14 protein-coding genes are annotated in these 18,821 nt (G+C 30.4%); 8 read left to right on the top strand and 6 right to left on the bottom strand.

Annotation, left to right across the window (positions count from 1 at the left end):
- Positions 1–336: 336 nt before the first annotated feature.
- From DFR66_RS06530 to DFR66_RS06515, 4 genes are read left to right on the top strand one after another with little or no spacing between them, the layout of a single operon-like run.
- Positions 337–4,383, top strand: coding sequence for a DEAD/DEAH box helicase (locus DFR66_RS06530; RefSeq protein WP_114754033.1), 4,047 nt, complete (start codon positions 337–339; stop codon positions 4,381–4,383).
- Positions 4,380–6,644 (top strand): hypothetical protein, encoded by a 2,265-nt coding sequence (locus tag DFR66_RS06525; protein WP_114754032.1) that lies wholly within the window; start codon positions 4,380–4,382, stop codon positions 6,642–6,644. Before DFR66_RS06530 ends, DFR66_RS06525 begins: the two co-directional genes overlap by 4 nt.
- Positions 6,645–6,646: 2 nt before the next feature.
- The gene (locus tag DFR66_RS06520; protein WP_114754031.1) at positions 6,647–7,276 is read left to right on the top strand and encodes a hypothetical protein; all 630 of its coding nucleotides are present in this window, start codon (positions 6,647–6,649) and stop codon (positions 7,274–7,276) included.
- The gene (locus DFR66_RS06515; protein WP_199755494.1) at positions 7,276–8,880 is read left to right on the top strand and encodes an AAA family ATPase; all 1,605 of its coding nucleotides are present in this window, start codon (positions 7,276–7,278) and stop codon (positions 8,878–8,880) included. Before DFR66_RS06520 ends, DFR66_RS06515 begins: the two co-directional genes overlap by 1 nt.
- 272 nt (positions 8,881–9,152) lie before the next feature.
- Here DFR66_RS06515 and DFR66_RS13965 read toward each other — a convergent pair whose 3' ends face one another.
- Together DFR66_RS13965 and DFR66_RS06510 are read right to left on the bottom strand one after the other, a co-directional pair.
- Positions 9,153–9,521, bottom strand: a complete 369-nt coding sequence (locus DFR66_RS13965) for an AAA domain-containing protein (RefSeq protein WP_199755492.1) — start codon at positions 9,519–9,521, stop codon at positions 9,153–9,155.
- Positions 9,505–12,507: a TM0106 family RecB-like putative nuclease gene (locus DFR66_RS06510; RefSeq protein ID WP_199755490.1), complete on the bottom strand. Its 3,003-nt coding sequence runs from the start codon at positions 12,505–12,507 to the stop codon at positions 9,505–9,507. Before DFR66_RS06510 ends, DFR66_RS13965 begins: the two co-directional genes overlap by 17 nt.
- A gap of 1,811 nt (positions 12,508–14,318) precedes the next feature.
- Between DFR66_RS06510 and DFR66_RS14165 the strand changes: the two genes are divergently transcribed.
- Positions 14,319–14,741 carry a DUF6943 family protein gene (locus DFR66_RS14165; RefSeq protein ID WP_114754029.1) on the top strand — a complete coding sequence of 141 codons (423 nt, stop codon included), beginning with the start codon at positions 14,319–14,321 and terminating at the stop codon, positions 14,739–14,741.
- 87 nt (positions 14,742–14,828) lie between these two features.
- Complete coding sequence (locus DFR66_RS06495; protein WP_147277692.1) at positions 14,829–15,569, top strand: PGN_0703 family putative restriction endonuclease; 741 nt, start codon at positions 14,829–14,831, stop codon at positions 15,567–15,569.
- A 215-nt stretch (positions 15,570–15,784) separates the two neighbouring features.
- On the opposite strand, the gene DFR66_RS06490 is transcribed toward DFR66_RS06495, so the two are convergent.
- The 4 genes from DFR66_RS06490 to DFR66_RS06475 all read right to left on the bottom strand — a co-directional run bounded on the left by DFR66_RS06490 (position 15,785) and on the right by DFR66_RS06475 (position 17,617).
- Complete coding sequence (locus DFR66_RS06490; protein ID WP_242008640.1) at positions 15,785–16,027, bottom strand: hypothetical protein; 243 nt, start codon at positions 16,025–16,027, stop codon at positions 15,785–15,787.
- Positions 16,014–16,280, bottom strand: coding sequence for a hypothetical protein (locus DFR66_RS06485; protein WP_114754027.1), 267 nt, complete (start codon positions 16,278–16,280; stop codon positions 16,014–16,016). Before DFR66_RS06485 ends, DFR66_RS06490 begins: the two co-directional genes overlap by 14 nt.
- Before the next feature lie 12 nt (positions 16,281–16,292).
- Entirely contained in the window at positions 16,293–16,745 is a 453-nt protein-coding gene (locus DFR66_RS06480; RefSeq protein ID WP_114754026.1) for a DUF5675 family protein, read from the bottom strand.
- Positions 16,746–16,813: 68 nt separating this feature from the next.
- Positions 16,814–17,617 carry a hypothetical protein gene (locus tag DFR66_RS06475; RefSeq protein ID WP_114754025.1) on the bottom strand — a complete coding sequence of 268 codons (804 nt, stop codon included), beginning with the start codon at positions 17,615–17,617 and terminating at the stop codon, positions 16,814–16,816.
- 97 nt (positions 17,618–17,714) lie between these two features.
- Between DFR66_RS06475 and DFR66_RS06470 the strand changes: the two genes are divergently transcribed.
- Entirely contained in the window at positions 17,715–18,206 is a 492-nt protein-coding gene (locus DFR66_RS06470) for a thermonuclease family protein (protein WP_114754024.1), read from the top strand.
- A 106-nt stretch (positions 18,207–18,312) separates the two neighbouring features.
- Positions 18,313–18,819 (top strand): hypothetical protein, encoded by a 507-nt coding sequence (locus DFR66_RS06465; protein WP_146841123.1) that lies wholly within the window; start codon positions 18,313–18,315, stop codon positions 18,817–18,819.
- The last annotated feature ends 2 nt before the right edge of the window (positions 18,820–18,821 follow it).

The raw sequence follows: 18,821 nt of genomic DNA, 5'->3' as shown, positions 1-18,821 counted from the left end.
GATAGATTGGGCGTTTTACATTTCAATTGCCACTCCTTTGCCAACGCTCCAAAAAAAATTACTGGCACGGTTTTTAGGAAAAACACTTACGCTTCGCAACTTGCGCCAGTAATTTTTTTCCCCAAGCTGTGTTACATAATTGAGAATTACAGTTAATTACAATGCATCATTTATGTATTTTTATTTGCCTTCCTAATAAAAAAATCTAATGCTTCAACTTATTTAGTTAATTGTATATAATTCAATTAGTAAAGTTGAATTATATAAATAGGAATATTCGTAAAATGTAAATTAAAAAAAAGTTTTTTTATACTTTAGCAGATTAACTGCAAGCAAATGGATGAATTTCTAAGAAAACCAGATACTAAAAACAATTTTGAAGATAACCTTGAAGAAATAATTGAAATTACTTTAAAAATTAAAGACGATTTTGATAGCACGTATAATAGACATTCTGAAAATCAGTATAGATTTGATCAAGTAAAAAAAATGCTTTCTTCTGAGAATAGAATTTGTTTTTTCCAAAAGAAAAAAAATGAATTTAACAATCAAAATGCAGCTCATAAAATAATTATCCCAATAGGTAAAGAGAGAGCTATTGAAGCCACTATTATTTTTTGGACAGATAAATTGGATGTGTTTACAGATTTGTACTCATACAGAGTTAAAAGTTTTAAAGAAGTTTCTTTTTTTAATGAACCTACAAAACATACTTTAAAAAGTAATTGCATTTTTAAATTTACTGAAATTGAACAAAAAAGTGGTTCTAACAAAGAGTCATTCAAAGAACTTTTTAAGTCAATTGAATCCCTAGAGATTCCAACATTGGATATAAATAAAGAAAAGGACAAACAGATTTGGCATAGTTATGTTGTCGCTATAAAGAAGTTGGTAAAACAGAAAGAGCAAGTTTGGAAAATTCAAAACATCAGCAAACCTTATTCAGAAAAAAGAGAAAGTGATTCGGAAAGATCAAATTTCATAGATGTCTACATCAATGAAAAAGATATGATGATTCAATTTGAAAACGAAATAGAAGCATTATTTAAGCAAAAGGAATTAGAAGATTATGGTGTGAGTGAAAACAAAGCTTTTATTGAATTTAAAAATATAAAGGAATTAAATTCTGTAGAATTAAATCAATTAAAAACTCTGGGGGAAGAGTACTTTTATGAATTAACAAAAGAGTCACCTATTAATTATATCTCAGGCGAAATTGCTTTTAAATATGCTGATAATTTTTCAAAAGAAGATATTTTTTCTGAGCTTGTAAATAAATTAGAGTTAGAATATCAATTAAAGTTAGAAATAGAAAAAGATGGATTAATTGATGTTGAAGATGATGAAATACCTCATATTAATAAAATAATTCAAGATAATTTTAACCATTTAATTTCACTTGAAAAAGACAATACTGTTTCATTAAAAGTAGATTTTAATAATGAAAAAGAAACTGTTAAAACACTACAAGCTGTTAAAGAAAAATTAGATAGTGATGGTTTAGATAGAGCCATTGTAAAGCGTTCTAAAATTAACGATGAAATTATAATTGAAGTTAGTGCTTTTATTCATTCTGATAATTTCTTAGGAATGGGTTTAAAATCTTTAAAATCGGTAACTAGATTTGAACCTTTAAAGAATGTTAAGTTAGATAAAATTGAAAGTTTAGAATTGATTGATTCAAAATATCAAATCATTAATGCAAACAAAGAAAAAATTGATAAATGCCAATTATTATTATTTAAAAACTATCCAAATATCAAGTTTCGTAGACTTCCAACATTATACTATTTTAAAATAGTTAATAAAGTTAATCCTCAAACATTGAGAGGTTTTAAAACTAAAACCGATTTATTAGGAAAATCTATTTTTGATATCACAACCTCAAAAATAACTATAAATGCTGATAATGAAGAAGATTACAACAACCAATTAAAGAGAATTTATGAGAACTCTTCAAATGTTAATATAGAAGATAAACCATTTAAAATTTTTTATAAAATTCAATTTGTTACTGATAACGAAACAGTTAGGTTATCATATTGTAATAAAATAATAAATGAAATTAGAAAAGAGATTGTAAACAGTTTAGAATTTGATATAATTAAAAAGAATTCACGCATCTTATTTTCATATAGTTTTAATTCTGAAGAGGATAGAGATAAATTCAAAAAAACTTTAGAAGTCTCATGCTCGAAATATTCACAAGTACTAACTTTTTCTTTTGAAAATGAATTTGGTAGAACTTTATTTGAATTAATTAAAAATGAATCGCTAGAGCTTGAGAATGAAAAAACAATATCAAAAAACATAAGACAAGCTACTTTTATCTATTTAAATCCTGATCAAAAGAATCGTTTAACGGAAGGGTTAGATCGTTTTGGTGACGAAGCTTTTTTTAAAGAAGGAATTCAAATAGGTAGATTAATAAAGAAAGATAAAAACTGTCTCAAGTTTATAATATCAGATGCATTTGATCAAATTATTACTGCTAAAGAGGAAGACAGAATAGATTTATCAGAAATCAAAAAAGGATATATAAAGCCAATATTTCCTGGTGAATTAACAAATATTGATAGAATGATTAAGGCAATGAAGAAAGTTACAGAACCCGGATCAAAATTTGGCTATCCTGTAAACAGAAATCTATCAAATTTTTTATTTGATCCAAATGAAGCAAGACAGTCATCTGCTGATATAGAGGAAGAAAAACAAAAAATAATTGCAAATCTAAATGAGCCATTACTAAAAAATCAGCAGAAACAATTAGAAGCTGTTGCTAAAACATTATTAGCAAAAGATCTAGCACTAATACAAGGTCCTCCAGGAACAGGGAAAACAACTGTAATTGCTGAAATAATATGGCAGATTCTTTCAAACGACCCAACTTCAAAAATATTAATTACTTCACAAACTAATCTTGCAGTTGATAATGCGTTAGAGAGGGTAAAAGGGAAAAAACTAATAAGACCTATAAGAATTGGTAATATTGATAAGTTTGAGGATGAAGGTAAATTATACTCTATAGACCGTATAAAATTGTGGCTACAGGCTAAAGAGGGTTCTAAAGAAGAAAAACAACATTCTGATAATGCAATTTGTGAATGGATTGAAAACATAAAGGGAAATTCAAGTAAAGACGAAAAATACAAAACAGCAGTTGAAAAATGGAAACAAGGTTTAGATAAAAAGAATCCATCAATTAAAAACATTTTTTATAATTCTTATTTACAGTACATAAATATTTTTGCAGCAACTTGTAGTGAATGTGGTAGCCCTAGATTTAGTAATGCATTCAAAGAATCATTTAATAAAAATTCTGAATCTAGAATGGAACCTGATTTTGATATTGTTATTATGGATGAAGCTAGTAAAGCTACTCCACCAGAGCTAGTTTTACCGCTCACTCTAGGTAAAAAAGTTGTGATCATTGGTGACCACAAACAATTACCACCGATGATAGATGATAGAGAGTTTAGTGAAGCATTAACCGCTGTTGGAGCTCATAAACTTGTTGAAGATTGGACAAAAGAAGATTACAAGATTTCACAGTTTGAAAAACTCTTCAAAAACGCACCTAAAAATTTTGTTGCAAGTTTAGACACACAATTTAGAATGCATGAACAAATCATGAATTGTATATCGGACTTTTATTCTGATCAAATTGAACTTGAAAACGGCTTAATTTGTGGCATTAAGAATGAGATGAACGATAACGATTTTAATGTTAAAGCTAGTAGACATCATGGTTTTAATTCAATACCATTTATTGAGCCAAAAAACCATGCTATATGGGTTAATGTAGAAACTCCTGAAGGTAAGCTAGGAACCTCCTATGAAAACGCTGGTGAAATAGATGCCATAAAAATTGTACTTAATGCTCTTACAAATGCGGATGGATATGATAAATATTCTAATTTTTTCACAAAAGATGAGGATAAAGAAATTGGAATTATTACTTATTATATGCCTCAAATGAATAATATTCAAAAAGCATTATACCCAAATATTAAAAAAAATGAATGGAAAAATTTTGAGGAGCACAAATTTGAAAATATATATAATATTCCTTTAAGAATAAACACGGTTGACCGTTTTCAGGGCATGGAAAGAAATATTGTAATTATATCCACTGTAAGAAGTAATAAACAGTTTATAGAGGAAAAAGGTAAAAAAATAATTATAGACAATAAAAATTATCCATTTGCATTAGGGTTTGCTAGAGAATTACAGCGTATTAATGTTGGTTTTTCCAGAGCTAAAAGATTACTGATAGTAATTGGTAACGAAAAGCATTTTTCACATAAACCAGAATACGAACAAGCAATTCAAAAAATGCATAGAATAGATATAGCACAAATTCAAAATTTAATCAAACCGTGAAAACAAGATTATCAAAAATAGCAAGAGAATTAAATAGTGGTATTTCGTTAGTGGTAGAATTTTTGAAAGCTAATGGGTACGATTGTGAAGAAGATCCTAATGAAACAGTTTCTGAGGAGATCACTGAAATTATTTATAATAATTTTCAATCTTTTTTGGCAGAAAAGAATAAGAATGTAAGTAAAAAAAAGAATGTTAATCCAAAAGAGAAAACTATTGTTAAGCCTTCTAATGTAGATATACCTCTTGAAATAAAAATCATTGAAGCTGCCGATAAAGAAAAAAAATTAATAGAACGAATTATTGGTTTTACTGATTATTCTTGGGAATATACAATTGCAAAATTTGCTGGTACATGTTCTCAACCTGTTGATTTTAATTTGTTTGATGAAGTTATTTGCGATTTACTAATAATAGAATCGATGTCAGCTTCAAAAATGGGTAGCATTTTAGGGTTTGATATTGATAAAGACCCAGCCGAAAAAGAAATTTTAATCAAAGCTATCAAAGATTTGAAAAATGATAAAATGATTGATGGTGATGAAAGTATTTTATGGCTTACAGATATTGGCGTGGAATATGCAAAAAACGGAGTTAAATTTTCTAATTTCACAAGAGATTTTGATTTGTTTATTGATAGTGTTGGGCTTGCTAATGCTAATGTAAAAGCTACATTCAGTAATTTAAAAAGTGAAAAAGTTGAGATAAAAATTCAAAATACTGACAAACACAGAATAATTAATGTAGCTCAATCATTAGACATCCGTACTAATAATGTGGCAGATGCTATTTTTGAAATAGTTGGAAGGATTATTAATGATCAAGAACAATTACTCGGTTATATTTCAACAGCAGAGTATATAAGCGTTTGCGAATACTATAATAAAAATCTTCCGGAGACCATTTCACTATCAAAATCACCAACTTCTCTAGACGAAATTCGTTTGCTAGCAGAGGAGCAAGCTCCAGAAATACATTTTCCTAAAAAGAAATATATACTACAAGAATGTACACCAAAAGGAACCGAAATTTTTAAAGCAAAATTATGGGTAATTCTATTAGAAAATTTCAGAGACAATACACTTCGTACTCTTGTTTATGATGAAAAGCAAAATATTATTTTAGAAACATTGTCTGATGCACTTGATAAAAATGAAAACATTAAGGTTCAATTATTTGAAAAACTTATAAAAGTTGATGAAGAAATTGAAATTACAAACGAAGAAAAAGATATAGAGCAATTAAATATAGAACAAAAATTAATTGATAAACAAGAAGAAATTGAAAATGCAATTGACAATCACAACATAGTAAAAATAAAAGAGATTGAAAAGGAAATTGATTATATAAAGCGACATTTTAATTCAATTGAATTTGAAATTGAATTAAAACGTTTATTTGATGAAACTACAGGTGATTTGTGGATTATTAGTCCTTGGATTAGAAATGCTACATTTAAAAGAATTCCATTTATTGAGAATTATCTAAAAAAAGGAGGAAGAGTTTTTGTAGCTTATTCAGAACCTGAAGCAGAAGGTCAAATAATGGCATTGGACGAGCCATTAAACAAGTTACTTGATTTAGAAAAACGGTATCAAAATTTCTACATACATCAATTACCAGCTTTTCATTATAAAAATGTTTGGTTAAGATTCGAAGAAGCAACTGATTTATATTATTCAGGTAGTTTTAATATTCTTTCATTTTTTATTAGCCATAATCTTCAAAAAGTTAGACAAGAAAAGATGACAAGAATGGATTGGAATATAGAAATTGAAGACGAATACCAAGATGTATTTAAACAATTTGGTTTAAAATATGTAAATAGAACCATCGAGGAATTTAATACTATTTGTCAAAATCCTCCACAAGAAATTGATAAATCTTATTTACAAATGCTAAAAAAAATAGATTATTTAAAGTTAAAACCTTTTATTAATAAAAACATTGAAAATTTTGATGAGGCTTTTAAAGTACTTGAAGAGACTAAACTCGAAAATATCAATTATTACAGAAAAATTTTCTTTGAGTTAGAGTTTGAAAAATATAAAATTAAAATTGAAAGTCTTTCTAATGAAACTATAATTCCTCTTAAAAAGACCGAGCTTCTAAATGAAGTCGAAAAATTTAAAGTAGAATTCGAAGACATCATTGATTATGAGAACGGTTTTTTTAATGTGCTGACTAAGTCTATAAAAGAATTAAAGACATTTAATATTAGCAATAATAATTATAATAAAAATAAAATTAAAAAAAGATAATTATGTCATGTTTTGAGTCATCTACATTTGTAAAAAATCCTGATATTATGAATCAGGAAGTATTGATAAATGCTTGTAATAAGCTAGGATGGAAGTTTACTACAAGTAACAATGAATTAACTATATATCAACTTAATTCTAATGAAGATTTAAGAGGTGAATATGCAATGAAGATAATTGGAAATAAGGTTACTTATAATACTTATTATGTGCAAAATGCAAACAGTAAAGTTTCTGAATTGCAAAACACGTTCTATGAGTTAAACGTAAAATACTCAGAAGAATCAATTATTAAAGAATTTAAAAAACAAGGGTGGACTTATAAAAGTAATGATAAATTTAAACCAAGTTTTGATGAAAAAATTAGCTTTTATATGGTTGGTAGAAGTAAATTAAAAGAGGAGACGGAACCCAACTCTCAAATTAAATTTACCATTTTCAAAGATGGTTCAATAAAAACAGATAGTGATTATATTCCAAAAGACATTCATGAACTAGCAGATAAAGCAATGCTTGAGTTGGAGAAAAACATAGGTAATAATAGAACAATTCAGGGGAAAGAAATCCCTCTAAAATACAAACACAAGACCTTTTGCGAAAATAAAAGAACAATTTCAATAAATAAGAAATAATGGGACAAATTACTAAATCAAATACCGATTCATATAGTCAAATACAAGATATGCTAAAAGCATATTATCCTATTTTGTATCTAACAACCTTCGAATACGATAGAACTAAACAAAAGTTAATAGGTGTTGCAAAGAAATTAAATAAAGAGTATCATTTTTATGAATGGAATTGTGTAGATGGTTTGTCTGAAAGAGATTTAGCTGATGGTGGAATAAAACCAATAGATAATATTGAGGAACCTGAACAATTATTAAAACATATTGCTTCTCAAACAGAAAAAGAAGGTTCTGAAATTTATATTTTAGAAGATTTCCATGATTTTATTAATGAAAGAAATATTAAAATTCAATTAAGACAACTAGCTGAAAAATTAAGATTTTATAGAAAGCATATTATTATTGTCTCTTCAATATTAGTTTTACCCGTTGAACTTGAAAAATATATTACAGTCATTGAATTACCACTTCCCGGTAGAGTAGATTTAGAAAAAGTTCTAAATGCTGTTGCAAAAAATGTAAAAACAGAAATCGATAATAACTTAAGAAAAAAATTGATAGATTCTGCATTAGGCATGACAGTAATGGAAGCTGATTTAGCATATTGTCTGGCTGCAGTAAAGGATAATATGGGTATTAATTCTCCTAGAACAGTTGCTTTTGAAAAAGAACAAATTATCAAAAAAAGTGGTTTGTTAGATTATTATCAAGTCAATGATAGTTTAAAAAATGTCGGTGGTATGAGTAACTTAAAAGATTGGCTTGAGAAAAGAAAACAAGCTTTCGATTTTAAAGCTCAAACATGGGGTTTATCAGAGCCAAAAGGATTATTGCTTCTCGGTGTTCCTGGTTGTGGTAAAAGTTTAACAGCTAAATGCATTGCTTCTTTATGGAATATGCCTCTACTAAGACTTGATATGGGGAGAGTATTTCAAGGAGAAGTAGGGAGTAGTGAAAATAATATAAGGAGAGCTATTGCAACTGCAGAAGCAGTTGCGCCATGTGTTTTATGGATAGATGAAATTGAAAAGGGGCTTTCTGGGGTGCAAAGCAGCGGTTCTACGGATGGTGGTACTACAGCCAGAATATTTTCGACAATACTAACATGGATGCAAGAGAAAACTCAACCTGTTTTTATTGTAGCAACCGCCAATGATATATCTCAATTGCCACCTGAATTGTTGAGAAAAGGAAGATTTGATGAAATATTTTTTGTTGATTTACCCTCAGCTGAAGACAGAAAAAGTATTTTTTCAATTCATTTAGCTAAAAATAACCAAAAAGCAGAAAATTTTGGTTTGGATGTACTAGCAAAAGAATCAATTGGATTTAATGGTGCTGAAATTGAAGAATGTGTAAAAGAAGCTATGTTTACTGCTTATACAGATAATCCAGATGATCCAAAACTTCAAATTATTCATCTTTTAAATGCAATTAAAGATACCGTTCCTTTATCAATGACGATGAAAGAACAAATTGAGTTTTTGCGTAAATGGGCAAATAGCAGAGCAAAACAAGCAAGTGCTCCAAATAATGAGGATCTTAAAGAAGACGGAGATGTTTCTTTAACAAAAAAAGAAAAACAGTTAAATAGAAATTTTGATTAAAAATTATAAAACATAAAAATATTTGAGAAAATTGTCGGCTAATATTTCTTCTTACGTTGAAAATATAAATAATAATATAAATCGGATTTATTATTAAATTTATATTTAAACTACTCGATTATTAGAGATATTTTAATTCAATTTTTTAAAAAATAAAAAATTCATATAGTGAATAATTAGAAATAATTACATCATACAACTGCACAAAAATCGCATCTAGTCCAAGTACTCATAACATTAATTTTTTGTTTACTTCATTTTGCTAATTACACTTATTTTGTTTCAGCAAGTTCAATAAATCTACAAAAAGAGTTAGCCAATTTAATCTGTTCCGGTGATTTACAATCAGGTTCAAAAATTCTTGGATTTCCTACCATAATAAACATCGCTCTTGCTCTTGAAACGGCAACATTTAATCGATTAGGACTATATAAAAATTCCATACCTCGCGGAGCATCTTCAGGTGATGAACTGGCTAAACTATAAATTACGACAGGTGCTTCTTGACCTTGAAATTTATCTACAGTACCAATTGCAATATTTGGAATACGTTTTTGCATTTCAAATACATTGCTATTATAGGGCGTAATTATTTTAATATTTTCAGGTTTTAAAACATGTTTATTATTTTTTTTCATCATACCAATACACATCTCCTTTAGTTAATTCTTTTACAATTTTTTCAATTTCATTAATTTCTTCTATTGATAAATTAGTATTTCCTTCATGATCAACAGATTTAAAATATAAACCTGAACCAATAAATTGTGTATTCCCATCAATTCTTTGATTTTCTAATCCTGAAACGGAATGTAATCTTGATTCATAAAACATTTCAGAATCAAAAAAACAAATATTGGGATGCATTCTCCAAGTATTTGCTAAAAATATTCCCTTTTCAACCGGAATTGTTTTCCTTCCTTCTAACAAATGTTCCAATGCTGAAACTTCAGTTCCTTCAGGATGAACACCTTTAATAGGTTGTTTCAATTGTTGATGATCACCTAGTAAAATTAAATTTTTACTGGCATGAGAAACCACCAAAGTATCAATTAATGCGAATTGACCTGCTTCATCGATAAATAAATAATCCAAAGAATCTTTTAGCTTATCACTACACCACATAAAACTTGTACCGGCAACTAAATGAAAATTTTGAAGATTAGCTGTAATGGAATCAACATTTTTTGCCATAGTCCAAGGATAATCGCCATCATCATTTGACGAACCCTTATAAATAATCTTTAAATCAAAAGAGGTCTCATCAGCTATTTCTTTTACCTTTTGAAGTAAATTGATAATTACTTTATGACTTAATGCTGTGATTCCAATTCGTTTTCCTTTTTTAATCAAATCAAAAATCATGTGACTTCCGGTATAGCTTTTTCCGGCTCCGGGAGGCCCTTGAATAGGCAAATAACTGGAATCTAATTTAGTAGCCCAATCAATACTTTTTTCCAATAAATTAGTTGTATCAATTAAAGGTTGTAAAAGTTTAGGTATCTCATTTAATAATAAATCTCGGGTAACGCTGTAGTTAGGTAGTTCATTTTTAAATCCATTAGCAACAATCCATTCTGCTAAACGAATTAAATTTTCTTCCTTTTCTGTTGTTGGAATATATTCATATTTAATAATTGTAGTAGGATGTATTTCTTTAATACTAGGGCCTTTTTTTATTTTTATTAAACCTTGTAATTCATCGATTTCTACAATTTCCATTGTTTTCTTTTCAGCATCAAATCTTACATCATTACCAGGTTTTAATTCGCATTCTTGATTAGGATAAGTATATGTATCAACAAAACTCCTCTTATCAGAAAGTCTTTCACCTGTAAATTGTAAATAAGTTAAAACTGTTTTCTCATCCATTAATTCATCAGGTTCTAATTCAAGTAATCTATAATACTCCCAAAAAAACGATTTTTGTTCTCGTCTATACCAATCCAACATATTAGCCAAGATAAATTTGGCTTGTTGTTCTTTAGTGCGTTCAGTTACATCATGTGGAATTTCATGCATTAATGCGTCATAAATGGGAGTAATGCGTTCCAAATGAGCCGTAATTTTTTCTGGCGTTTCTACTTCATTTGGTATAGGTCTAGGTATTGAATTTCCTTTTGATAGCATAGAAGCTCTTTCTTGTTCTAACCACTGGTGTAAACGCAAGGTGGAAAAACAATCATCCTGATTATAAAGCTGAATAGCTTGTTTCATTTCATCGGTAATCAATTCAAATTTTTTACTTTCCAACAAAAATTCAAAATCAAGTTTATATTTAGACAAGGTTCGTAAATCCATTTCTCTTACGAATCCATGATATTTTTCTAAATCTTTTAAGGAATATCTCTCAACGCCTGCTCTTATAGATTGTTTTAAGATTCTATGTAAATCCACAAAACCATTGGTTCGTAATAAAATATCAATTTCATTTTCCCTTGTAGCATATTTTCCTACCATTCGCTTTAAAGCTATTGTTTCATAGGGTGCAAAATGATAAACATGCAAGTCTGGAAACTGAGTTCTTTTTTCAAAAATAAAATCGATAAACTGTTCTAAAGCAGCTTTTTCTTCATTAAGGTTGTTAACCCATATACAATGATATTTTCCTTGAAAAACCCAACCAAATAAATACTCTAAACCTGATGGCTCCACTAAGGGATCACCTTCAAAATCTAAATAAATATCTCCTGAGCATGGTTCAGGTAAATTATAAAACCCGGTATTCTCTTTGAGTTCTAAAAGTTCATGTATGGGCTTTTGTGCGGTTCTGGTTTCATTTTGAACTCTTGCTTGTTCCCTTAATTTGGTAAATGTTTCTTTAGAACCTCTGTTTGGTTTAAAAGGGATTGGTAATTGCAGTTTAGACATAGCATCTAATGTTTCAATACCATGTTGTTTTACTTCTTTTATTTGTGAAGTACCCATACCGGCAATAAAACTCAAATGGTCATCTTTCCTTCTGATAGAATTACAATGTTCCCACCAATTACAAATATCGCAATGTGAACAAGGTTCTGGATAAGTTTCTGATGGTGATGAAATAGCTGTTTCTAATCTTTTTTTGATTAACCTTAGATAGGATATATAATCATTTACGCGGTATACAATTTCACTTTCAGGTGTCCTTACACGCATGTTTTCAGGTAAAACACCTTGAATAGTGGCTATTATTTCAGAATAAAGAGCAATTTGCAAAATTGTACCTGCTCTTGTTTCGGTTGATAGTTTGGTGTCAATTACTTCATAGGACCAATCTCCTAAATCACTAGGTTGATTAACTTTTACAAGAAAATCAGCCCAACCTTGCCATTGATCATTACTTAATCTTGCTTGATAAATATAGTCAACGCCTTTTTTCATTGCATCAATTGTCTTTTGTCTAGGCTCAGGTTCTTCCTGTGAAATTCTTGTAATAATATTTCCTTTAGCTTCTAAATCACTTAAATAAGAGCTTTCAAATTCAATACCTCGTTCTCTTAAAACATCCAAAACCCTGTTATTACTAATTGGTCTTTCTTTTAACCCTTGAACTACATCATAATTAAGATTAGTTAAGTGTTTACAATGAATATGATTAGATAAATCGGATGCTGAAAAAAGGATTTGATTAGTAGACTTTCTCATTTTGAAATAAAAAAATTAAGATGATTTTTTTTTGAACGATATGTTTTATTAAAGATTAAAACCTCAATCATATCAAATGTAAGAAATTAAAGCAAAATAATGCAGTAAGAAGTATTTAATAACATAATCAAATATTTTTAATCAATGAAAAATTAAATTTTATAACTAAAAATGAATCATCTTACCTAATAAATCAATGCTGTGCTGAAATCAATAAACTAAAGAACTAAAAAACTAAAAGAACGCTACTCTGCCCGGTTTAACGTTTTAGTTCTCCGTTCCCCACCGCTGGCCACCGCATAAAAGTTTTTGTATGCCCACAAAAGCATTCCTCCGATAAATGAGAGTGCTCGGCAACAAAAACTTTTCCCAAAGCTTCTTTACATAATGTGGCATTATAGGGCATTAAAAAGTGTGTATATTTTTTTTGGTTTTTTCAATGCCCTATAATAACATTATGTAAAAAAGCCGCTCACCCCACGCTCGAAAGCCCCGCTCCAGCCACACATTTTTTTCGCTTTCCTCGCACCACCCAGCTTCAAAAAACACGTGGCTTCGCGGGTCTTACTTCGTGTTTTCATAAGAAAGTTTATCCTAAGCTTAAAAATCCAATCCCAAAGGAAGTTCAGTTATTTGTTTTTATCAGCTAACCGCTTAAATCGGTAGTATTTGCATTATATTTTGAAGTTGCTATCCATCTCCGTAGCAATAGTCTCCCAATTTTCATTTTCATAACACGTTTAGGCAACATCAAAATATAAATAGAGTTGCAAGAGTATAGTTTTTATTTGCTCATATAAATTGTGGTAATTGCTTTTAGGTTTTCCGATGCCCCACTGCTCCAAACAATGTTTTTTCTAAGCTCGATGAAATATATCAGGGCATCAGAAAACCATAAAAGCAATCAGAAAATGGAGTACTCAGCAAATAAAAACTATACCCTTGCCTCCAAAAGAAAAACCCTGCTCCAAACAACGAAAAAAAAAGCGGTAGTATTTTCATTGTTTTTTGAAGGTGCCTCCCTCCTCCGTAGCAAATACCCCCTAATTACTGCTCTCTAACCACTATCGGGCACCCTCAAAAATCAAACAGTGCAGCAAGAGTTTCAAATTTCGGTTCTGGATAAAAAGCGTTGCTATTGATTTTAGTTTTTTTATCCAGCCCCAAAATTTGAAACCCTTGCAAGACGTCCCCAACTCCGAAACAACAAAATCCGTCTTCGAAAAAAATTCATCCTTACACTCAAAAAAGCGGTAGTATTTGCATTGTTTTTTGAAGGTGCCACCCATCTACGTAGCAACTGACCTCTAATAACTGCACACTGAACACTTTCAGGCACCCTCAAAAATCAAAACTGCAGCAAGAGTTTCAAATTTCGGTTCTGGATAAAAAGCGTTGCTATTGATTTCGGTTTTTTTATCCAGCACCAAAATTTGAAACCCTTGCAAGACGACCCCAACTCCGAAAGAAAAAAATCCGACTTCCATTGGAAAATTCTGCTCCGGAATCAAAAAATAAAAAATAAAAAAAAGGTAGCAAAGTTAAGTTCCGGGTTTACAAAAAAGCAAGTTCAAGCCCTCCGGGTTTTTTAAAAAATCTCCACCACCCATACATTTTCATCAGAACATCTCTATTCAACCACAAATCCCTACTTCCAAAGGACGAATCTGGGTGGTAGTATTTTTTAAAAAAAACTTGCTTTTTTGAAACCCTCCACTTGCCGTCAGTGCTTTCTTTTTTTTCTTTTTTTTCTTTTGAAAAAATTTTATGGGGGTTGTGTGCCTTGTTCAGAAATCTTTAAACGCCTTGATATGATTAATTTTAATTTGAAACACCACGTAAGCGGAAACTGCTACTCAAAACCACATTTTTTCATCCTTAACAAAGGATTGAACACCGGAAAACCTTTGTCTGAACCCTGTCCAAACTGTTTTGTGATACAATTCGGCAGCTCTGAAGACCTAGAAAACATGGAATCCATCTGTAAAAGCCTATGGAGAGTGAAGTTCTGGCATCAATTTTTAATTGGTTCCGTCATTCCCTACATCCGAATCCATGACTTTTCGAAAAACCTCTCCATCAAATCAAATGAAATGATGCTCGACTTTGAGCAACACAAAAAAAATGTGCTAGCCCTCAAACTCCTGGAGCAAAAAGAAAAACAATTTCACGAAAACATCAACCTCATAAACGATATGCGTCGAGTAATTCTCCACCGCTACTGCAATAAATAAAATCTATTTTTTATTGTATATATTTGATAAATGTATACTAGTGATATATAATGTAATAATATATTAAGGAACCTTATGGACAATTCAATGCAACTTAAAAAAAGATTAATAGCAAATGCTTTAAACTTTTGTAAGAACAAATCTTTATCTGGAATAGAAAGACCGAGTGCATTTTTGTTTGACAAAATTGAAATGAGTTTTTTCGACAAGACATATAATAATATAATTAACAACCAAGAATATTTAAATCGTATAGGTAAAATTCACCCAAAGGTTCCAACCATTTTAGAAATGCAATCTTCAAACAGTTCAGATGCAATATTAATGAACATTTTTGCACATCCGGACGTTAAAGACTGGAAACCACTTAGCGATTTACTTTCAATTAATTCTAATGACGATATCGAATTCGGATGGAACCCTGTTCACGAAAACGAAAAGTGGAAAAAAACTGAAATTGATGTCAAGATTGGTAATTCAATTTTTGAAGCTAAATTAACAGAGACTGACTTTAAAAGTAAACATTTGAATATAGTATTGCGATATGTTGATGTAGAAAAAATAATAGACTTAAAAGCTTTAACAAAAGATGAAATTGTTTCTAATTATCAATTGATAAGAAATATTGTGACTGCAAAGAAATACGGTTATAAATTTCATCTGTTAATAGACGAAAGTAGAACAGATCTTCGAAATGAATTTGATAAAGTGAAAAATTCGATTTTAGATAAATCCTTGGCAAATAGTATTGAACTTATAACTTGGCAACAAATATCAACTTGTGTGAGTGATGATTTAAAAGAATTTCTAACGGAAAAATATTTTTAAAAACTCGTGACGAATTAATAAATACTAAAGTCCAATTCTGGTCCACTTGAATAAGTTTTTTTTGCACCTTAAACGCTACATATTGACTACATAAAAGCAATATAAATGCTCCTCTTAAATAAATCGAAGAAAAGCAAAGCATTTGACATGTATTGACTGCTAAAAACAAAAAAAGCTCCGAAATTAGGAGCTTTAAAATTGATTTTTAAGGGTTTTTATTCCTTTGGTTCAGGAGTTTCTTCAGATTTCACAGCCGTTTGTGAAACTACTGAAATAATACTTCCGCCCAGGATTAAATATCCGGCTGCCGAAACCAATCCAACCGGTAAAGCTACCGGAGAAGCCAGTACTACTCCGCCAACAGATGCCATTGCGATGCCAACAGTGCGAAGAATTTTAAACCATTTTGGGGTTGGAGCCAATGCTCTTTCTACTACATTCAAATTATTGTTTTTCATAATCTTGATTTTTAAATAGTGTTAATTCAATTTTTGATACTCGTTTTTCTAAAAATTCTACTTTTTGGTTCAGTAAGTCATTACCACTTTTGAACTCCGTTTTGATGATTAAAGCCATCGTTTTTACTTCTACTAAATCTTTTTCCATGCTCTTGAAATCAGTGTGTAGCTGCTTGATAAAATAAGCCACAATAGAAAGTAACAAGGTTATGAGTGTTCCAAAAAGCGTTGCGATGATGTTTATATTATCCATGATTCGGACTTTTTAGAATTGAAAATTATTTTCAATGGTTAACTTATTATTTTCAATCTTAGCCAATGCAACTAACTTCGGATAGATCATTTTGTAAGCTGCAATACTTTGAGTTACTTGGTAATTTCCATCAAGAAATTGGAAACCAAAACCACAAAGAGGACACCCGGCAGTATCTTTAATGGTATTACCAACATGGATGTACACAAAATTGAAATTTGGTAAACCAACAATCTCAATCATTCCTTCGTGCTGCTTTGCAAATACTCTTTTGTAGTTTACATTTTTTGCTCCGTGAGTGTTCAGTTTCAAACCAAAAACACCCGTTGGAATGGCTGTCTGTGAGTGTATTTTTACTTCTCGAATTTTATCCTCTAACAGATAACATTGAAATATTCCGTTGATATACAATTGGCTCAATGTGCTTTCTTTGGCCTGGGCTACTCTTATTATTTTGCTTTCCATTGTTTTGATCGATTTGAGATTAATTGAAAAATCCCTCACTTTTGATGAGGGATTTTTGGAAGGTTTTTCTAAAAAGCATCCTCAACTTTCAAGCAGTTACCACTTGCAAACAAGTAGTAATTTCCACCAACTTGCTGGTAGAACTCAATTCCGATACACTGTAAAACAGTTGTATTGGCAGTTGGAATGGCTCCGTTTGGCAAAGTTGCAGTGATGGTTGTCAATGGAACTGGAGCGAACAAGTCAAGGTAACCACTATATTGAATATCGTTTACCTCATTCAATTCTGCATCCATTGGATCATAAGTGTTTGTGGTAGCGTTGTATTCAAAATCACTCACTACAGAAAGTGAAGTAATTAATCGGAAATGTGTTGCTCCAGATGGTGCATTTACCAAATTCAATGGATTGAATCCAGGAACAACAAAATCTCCTGTTTCTCTGTCAACTCCATGAGATACGGAGAATGGAGCATTGAAAATCCCATTGAATGAAGTGTTTTTGTCAAACTCAAATCCTTTCAAATAACTTCGTTGTGTAGTGATTTCAATTTTACGGTAACCTCTGGCTTCCGTTTGATCTTCGAGGTTGATTTTCTTCATAATTGAAGTCAATCTTCCGGTAACTTGGCTATCCGCCATTTGTTTCATTACTTGAGACAATCCTGTTCGAACTGATTTCCCAGCTTTGGCACAAGCACCAAATTCGTTCATGTTCTCACGAGTTCTCTCAAATTCTGGTGCAGATAATACTTGATCACCAGTTGGTCCGCCTACCATGCCTGCAAAGTAGCCTTCCTGTCCTTTAATTTTAAAGTGTCGAACATCACCAAGAGTTCCGATGTACTTTAAATTGCCTTTCTGTCTTGCCATTTTTTTAAGTTTTAATGGGTTAATAATTAGATTAAATTGATAAGACAAATTTCAATCATTATCTTTGATTATCAACAACTTAAAATATTGTAAATCAATGCAATACGACGCAAAAGCACCGTTTATAGTGGAAACCCATTGGCAAATTGAAGAAGTGCTTGATGGGGATAGCATAATCATTTGCAATCGTTTCACTCAATTGAAAAAAGAAATCCGACTTTATGGTTTAGATGCACCGGAAGTAAAGATTAACAGAAAGATGATGGAAGACGAAGAGAAAAGCAGTTTACCGGCTGAATTACTGCTTCAATTAGGTTTGCAGTCCTTACAGTTCGTTTTATCGGTTGCACCGCCTAAAACGTCTGTAACTATCATTACAGAACTAGAGAATTACTATGACTATTGGAACCGGCAATTAGGTTATGTAATTCTTCCAGGAGGCGAGTGTTTGAATGACTTGCTTTTGATCAATGGATATGCAAAAACAGCTAATAATTATTTTTGTAGTAAATTAGCATACTATCAAATATTAAATCGTGATGCTCAGCTCAATGAAATAGGTATTTATAGTCAAGTAAAAAGGTTCTAGTTTGTTGTACTTATGTTGTACTAAGAGAACTAAAAAAGTTATGAATATCAATAAATAAAGACTCTTACGGGTGCAAGGAGTATATATACTAGTTAGCAAACATTATATGAAAAACTACATCGTTACACTTTCCATAATTATATTTGGACTTATTAGTTGTCAAAATAAAAGCGTGGATAAAAAAAATGAATCTTCAAAATTGGAAATAAAAACTCCTGAAATTATACAAAAAACTAGTAATCCAATATTCTCTCAAAATGATTTTGAATTGGTGTATGAATATTCCAATGGAGAGGACAATCAATTACTTGGAATAAATATTATTGACCAAAAAAACTTGAAATTTCATCTTGTCACGGAAACTCTCCCTTGCGATACGGAATATTGGGGAATCGCAGAAAATAAGTATGGGAATCTTGCTTCAGAAGTTGATGAAGATGAAAACGGAACATCTTATGGTGCCAATGAATACGTTATAAATAAAGTTGAATATACTATCGCGATTAGAGTAGCTATAGATTCAAGTAAAGTTATAATAAAGTATAATCAAAAAGACGGATTAGAAACTGACTGTCTTCCAATAACAGAAGAAATAATGAAACGAATAAAATAACA

The organism is Flavobacterium glaciei (genome assembly GCF_003350545.1).
Classification (GTDB): Bacteria; Bacteroidota; Bacteroidia; order Flavobacteriales; family Flavobacteriaceae; genus Flavobacterium; species Flavobacterium glaciei.
The sequence above is the reverse complement of the archived record's forward strand: the minus strand, read 5'-3'. Positions and strand labels throughout refer to the sequence as shown.

What these genes read in the sequence shown, in the direction of transcription:
- DFR66_RS06530 (WP_114754033.1), top strand. Translation starts at nt 337, where the DNA reads ATGGATGAATTTCTAAGAAAACCAGATACTAAAAACAATTTTGAAGAT.
- DFR66_RS06520 (WP_114754031.1), top strand. Translation starts at nt 6,647, where the DNA reads ATGTCATGTTTTGAGTCATCTACATTTGTAAAAAATCCTGATATTATG.
- DFR66_RS06515 (WP_199755494.1), top strand. Translation starts at nt 7,276, where the DNA reads ATGGGACAAATTACTAAATCAAATACCGATTCATATAGTCAAATACAA.
- DFR66_RS13965 (WP_199755492.1), bottom strand. Translation starts at nt 9,521, where the DNA reads ATGATGAAAAAAAATAATAAACATGTTTTAAAACCTGAAAATATTAAA.
- DFR66_RS06510 (WP_199755490.1), bottom strand. Translation starts at nt 12,507, where the DNA reads ATGAGAAAGTCTACTAATCAAATCCTTTTTTCAGCATCCGATTTATCT.
- DFR66_RS14165 (WP_114754029.1), top strand. Translation starts at nt 14,319, where the DNA reads ATGATTAATTTTAATTTGAAACACCACGTAAGCGGAAACTGCTACTCA.
- DFR66_RS06495 (WP_147277692.1), top strand. Translation starts at nt 14,829, where the DNA reads ATGCAACTTAAAAAAAGATTAATAGCAAATGCTTTAAACTTTTGTAAG.
- DFR66_RS06490 (WP_242008640.1), bottom strand. Translation starts at nt 16,027, where the DNA reads ATGAAAAACAATAATTTGAATGTAGTAGAAAGAGCATTGGCTCCAACC.
- DFR66_RS06485 (WP_114754027.1), bottom strand. Translation starts at nt 16,280, where the DNA reads ATGGATAATATAAACATCATCGCAACGCTTTTTGGAACACTCATAACC.
- DFR66_RS06480 (WP_114754026.1), bottom strand. Translation starts at nt 16,745, where the DNA reads ATGGAAAGCAAAATAATAAGAGTAGCCCAGGCCAAAGAAAGCACATTG.
- DFR66_RS06475 (WP_114754025.1), bottom strand. Translation starts at nt 17,617, where the DNA reads ATGGCAAGACAGAAAGGCAATTTAAAGTACATCGGAACTCTTGGTGAT.
- DFR66_RS06470 (WP_114754024.1), top strand. Translation starts at nt 17,715, where the DNA reads ATGCAATACGACGCAAAAGCACCGTTTATAGTGGAAACCCATTGGCAA.
- DFR66_RS06465 (WP_146841123.1), top strand. Translation starts at nt 18,313, where the DNA reads ATGAAAAACTACATCGTTACACTTTCCATAATTATATTTGGACTTATT.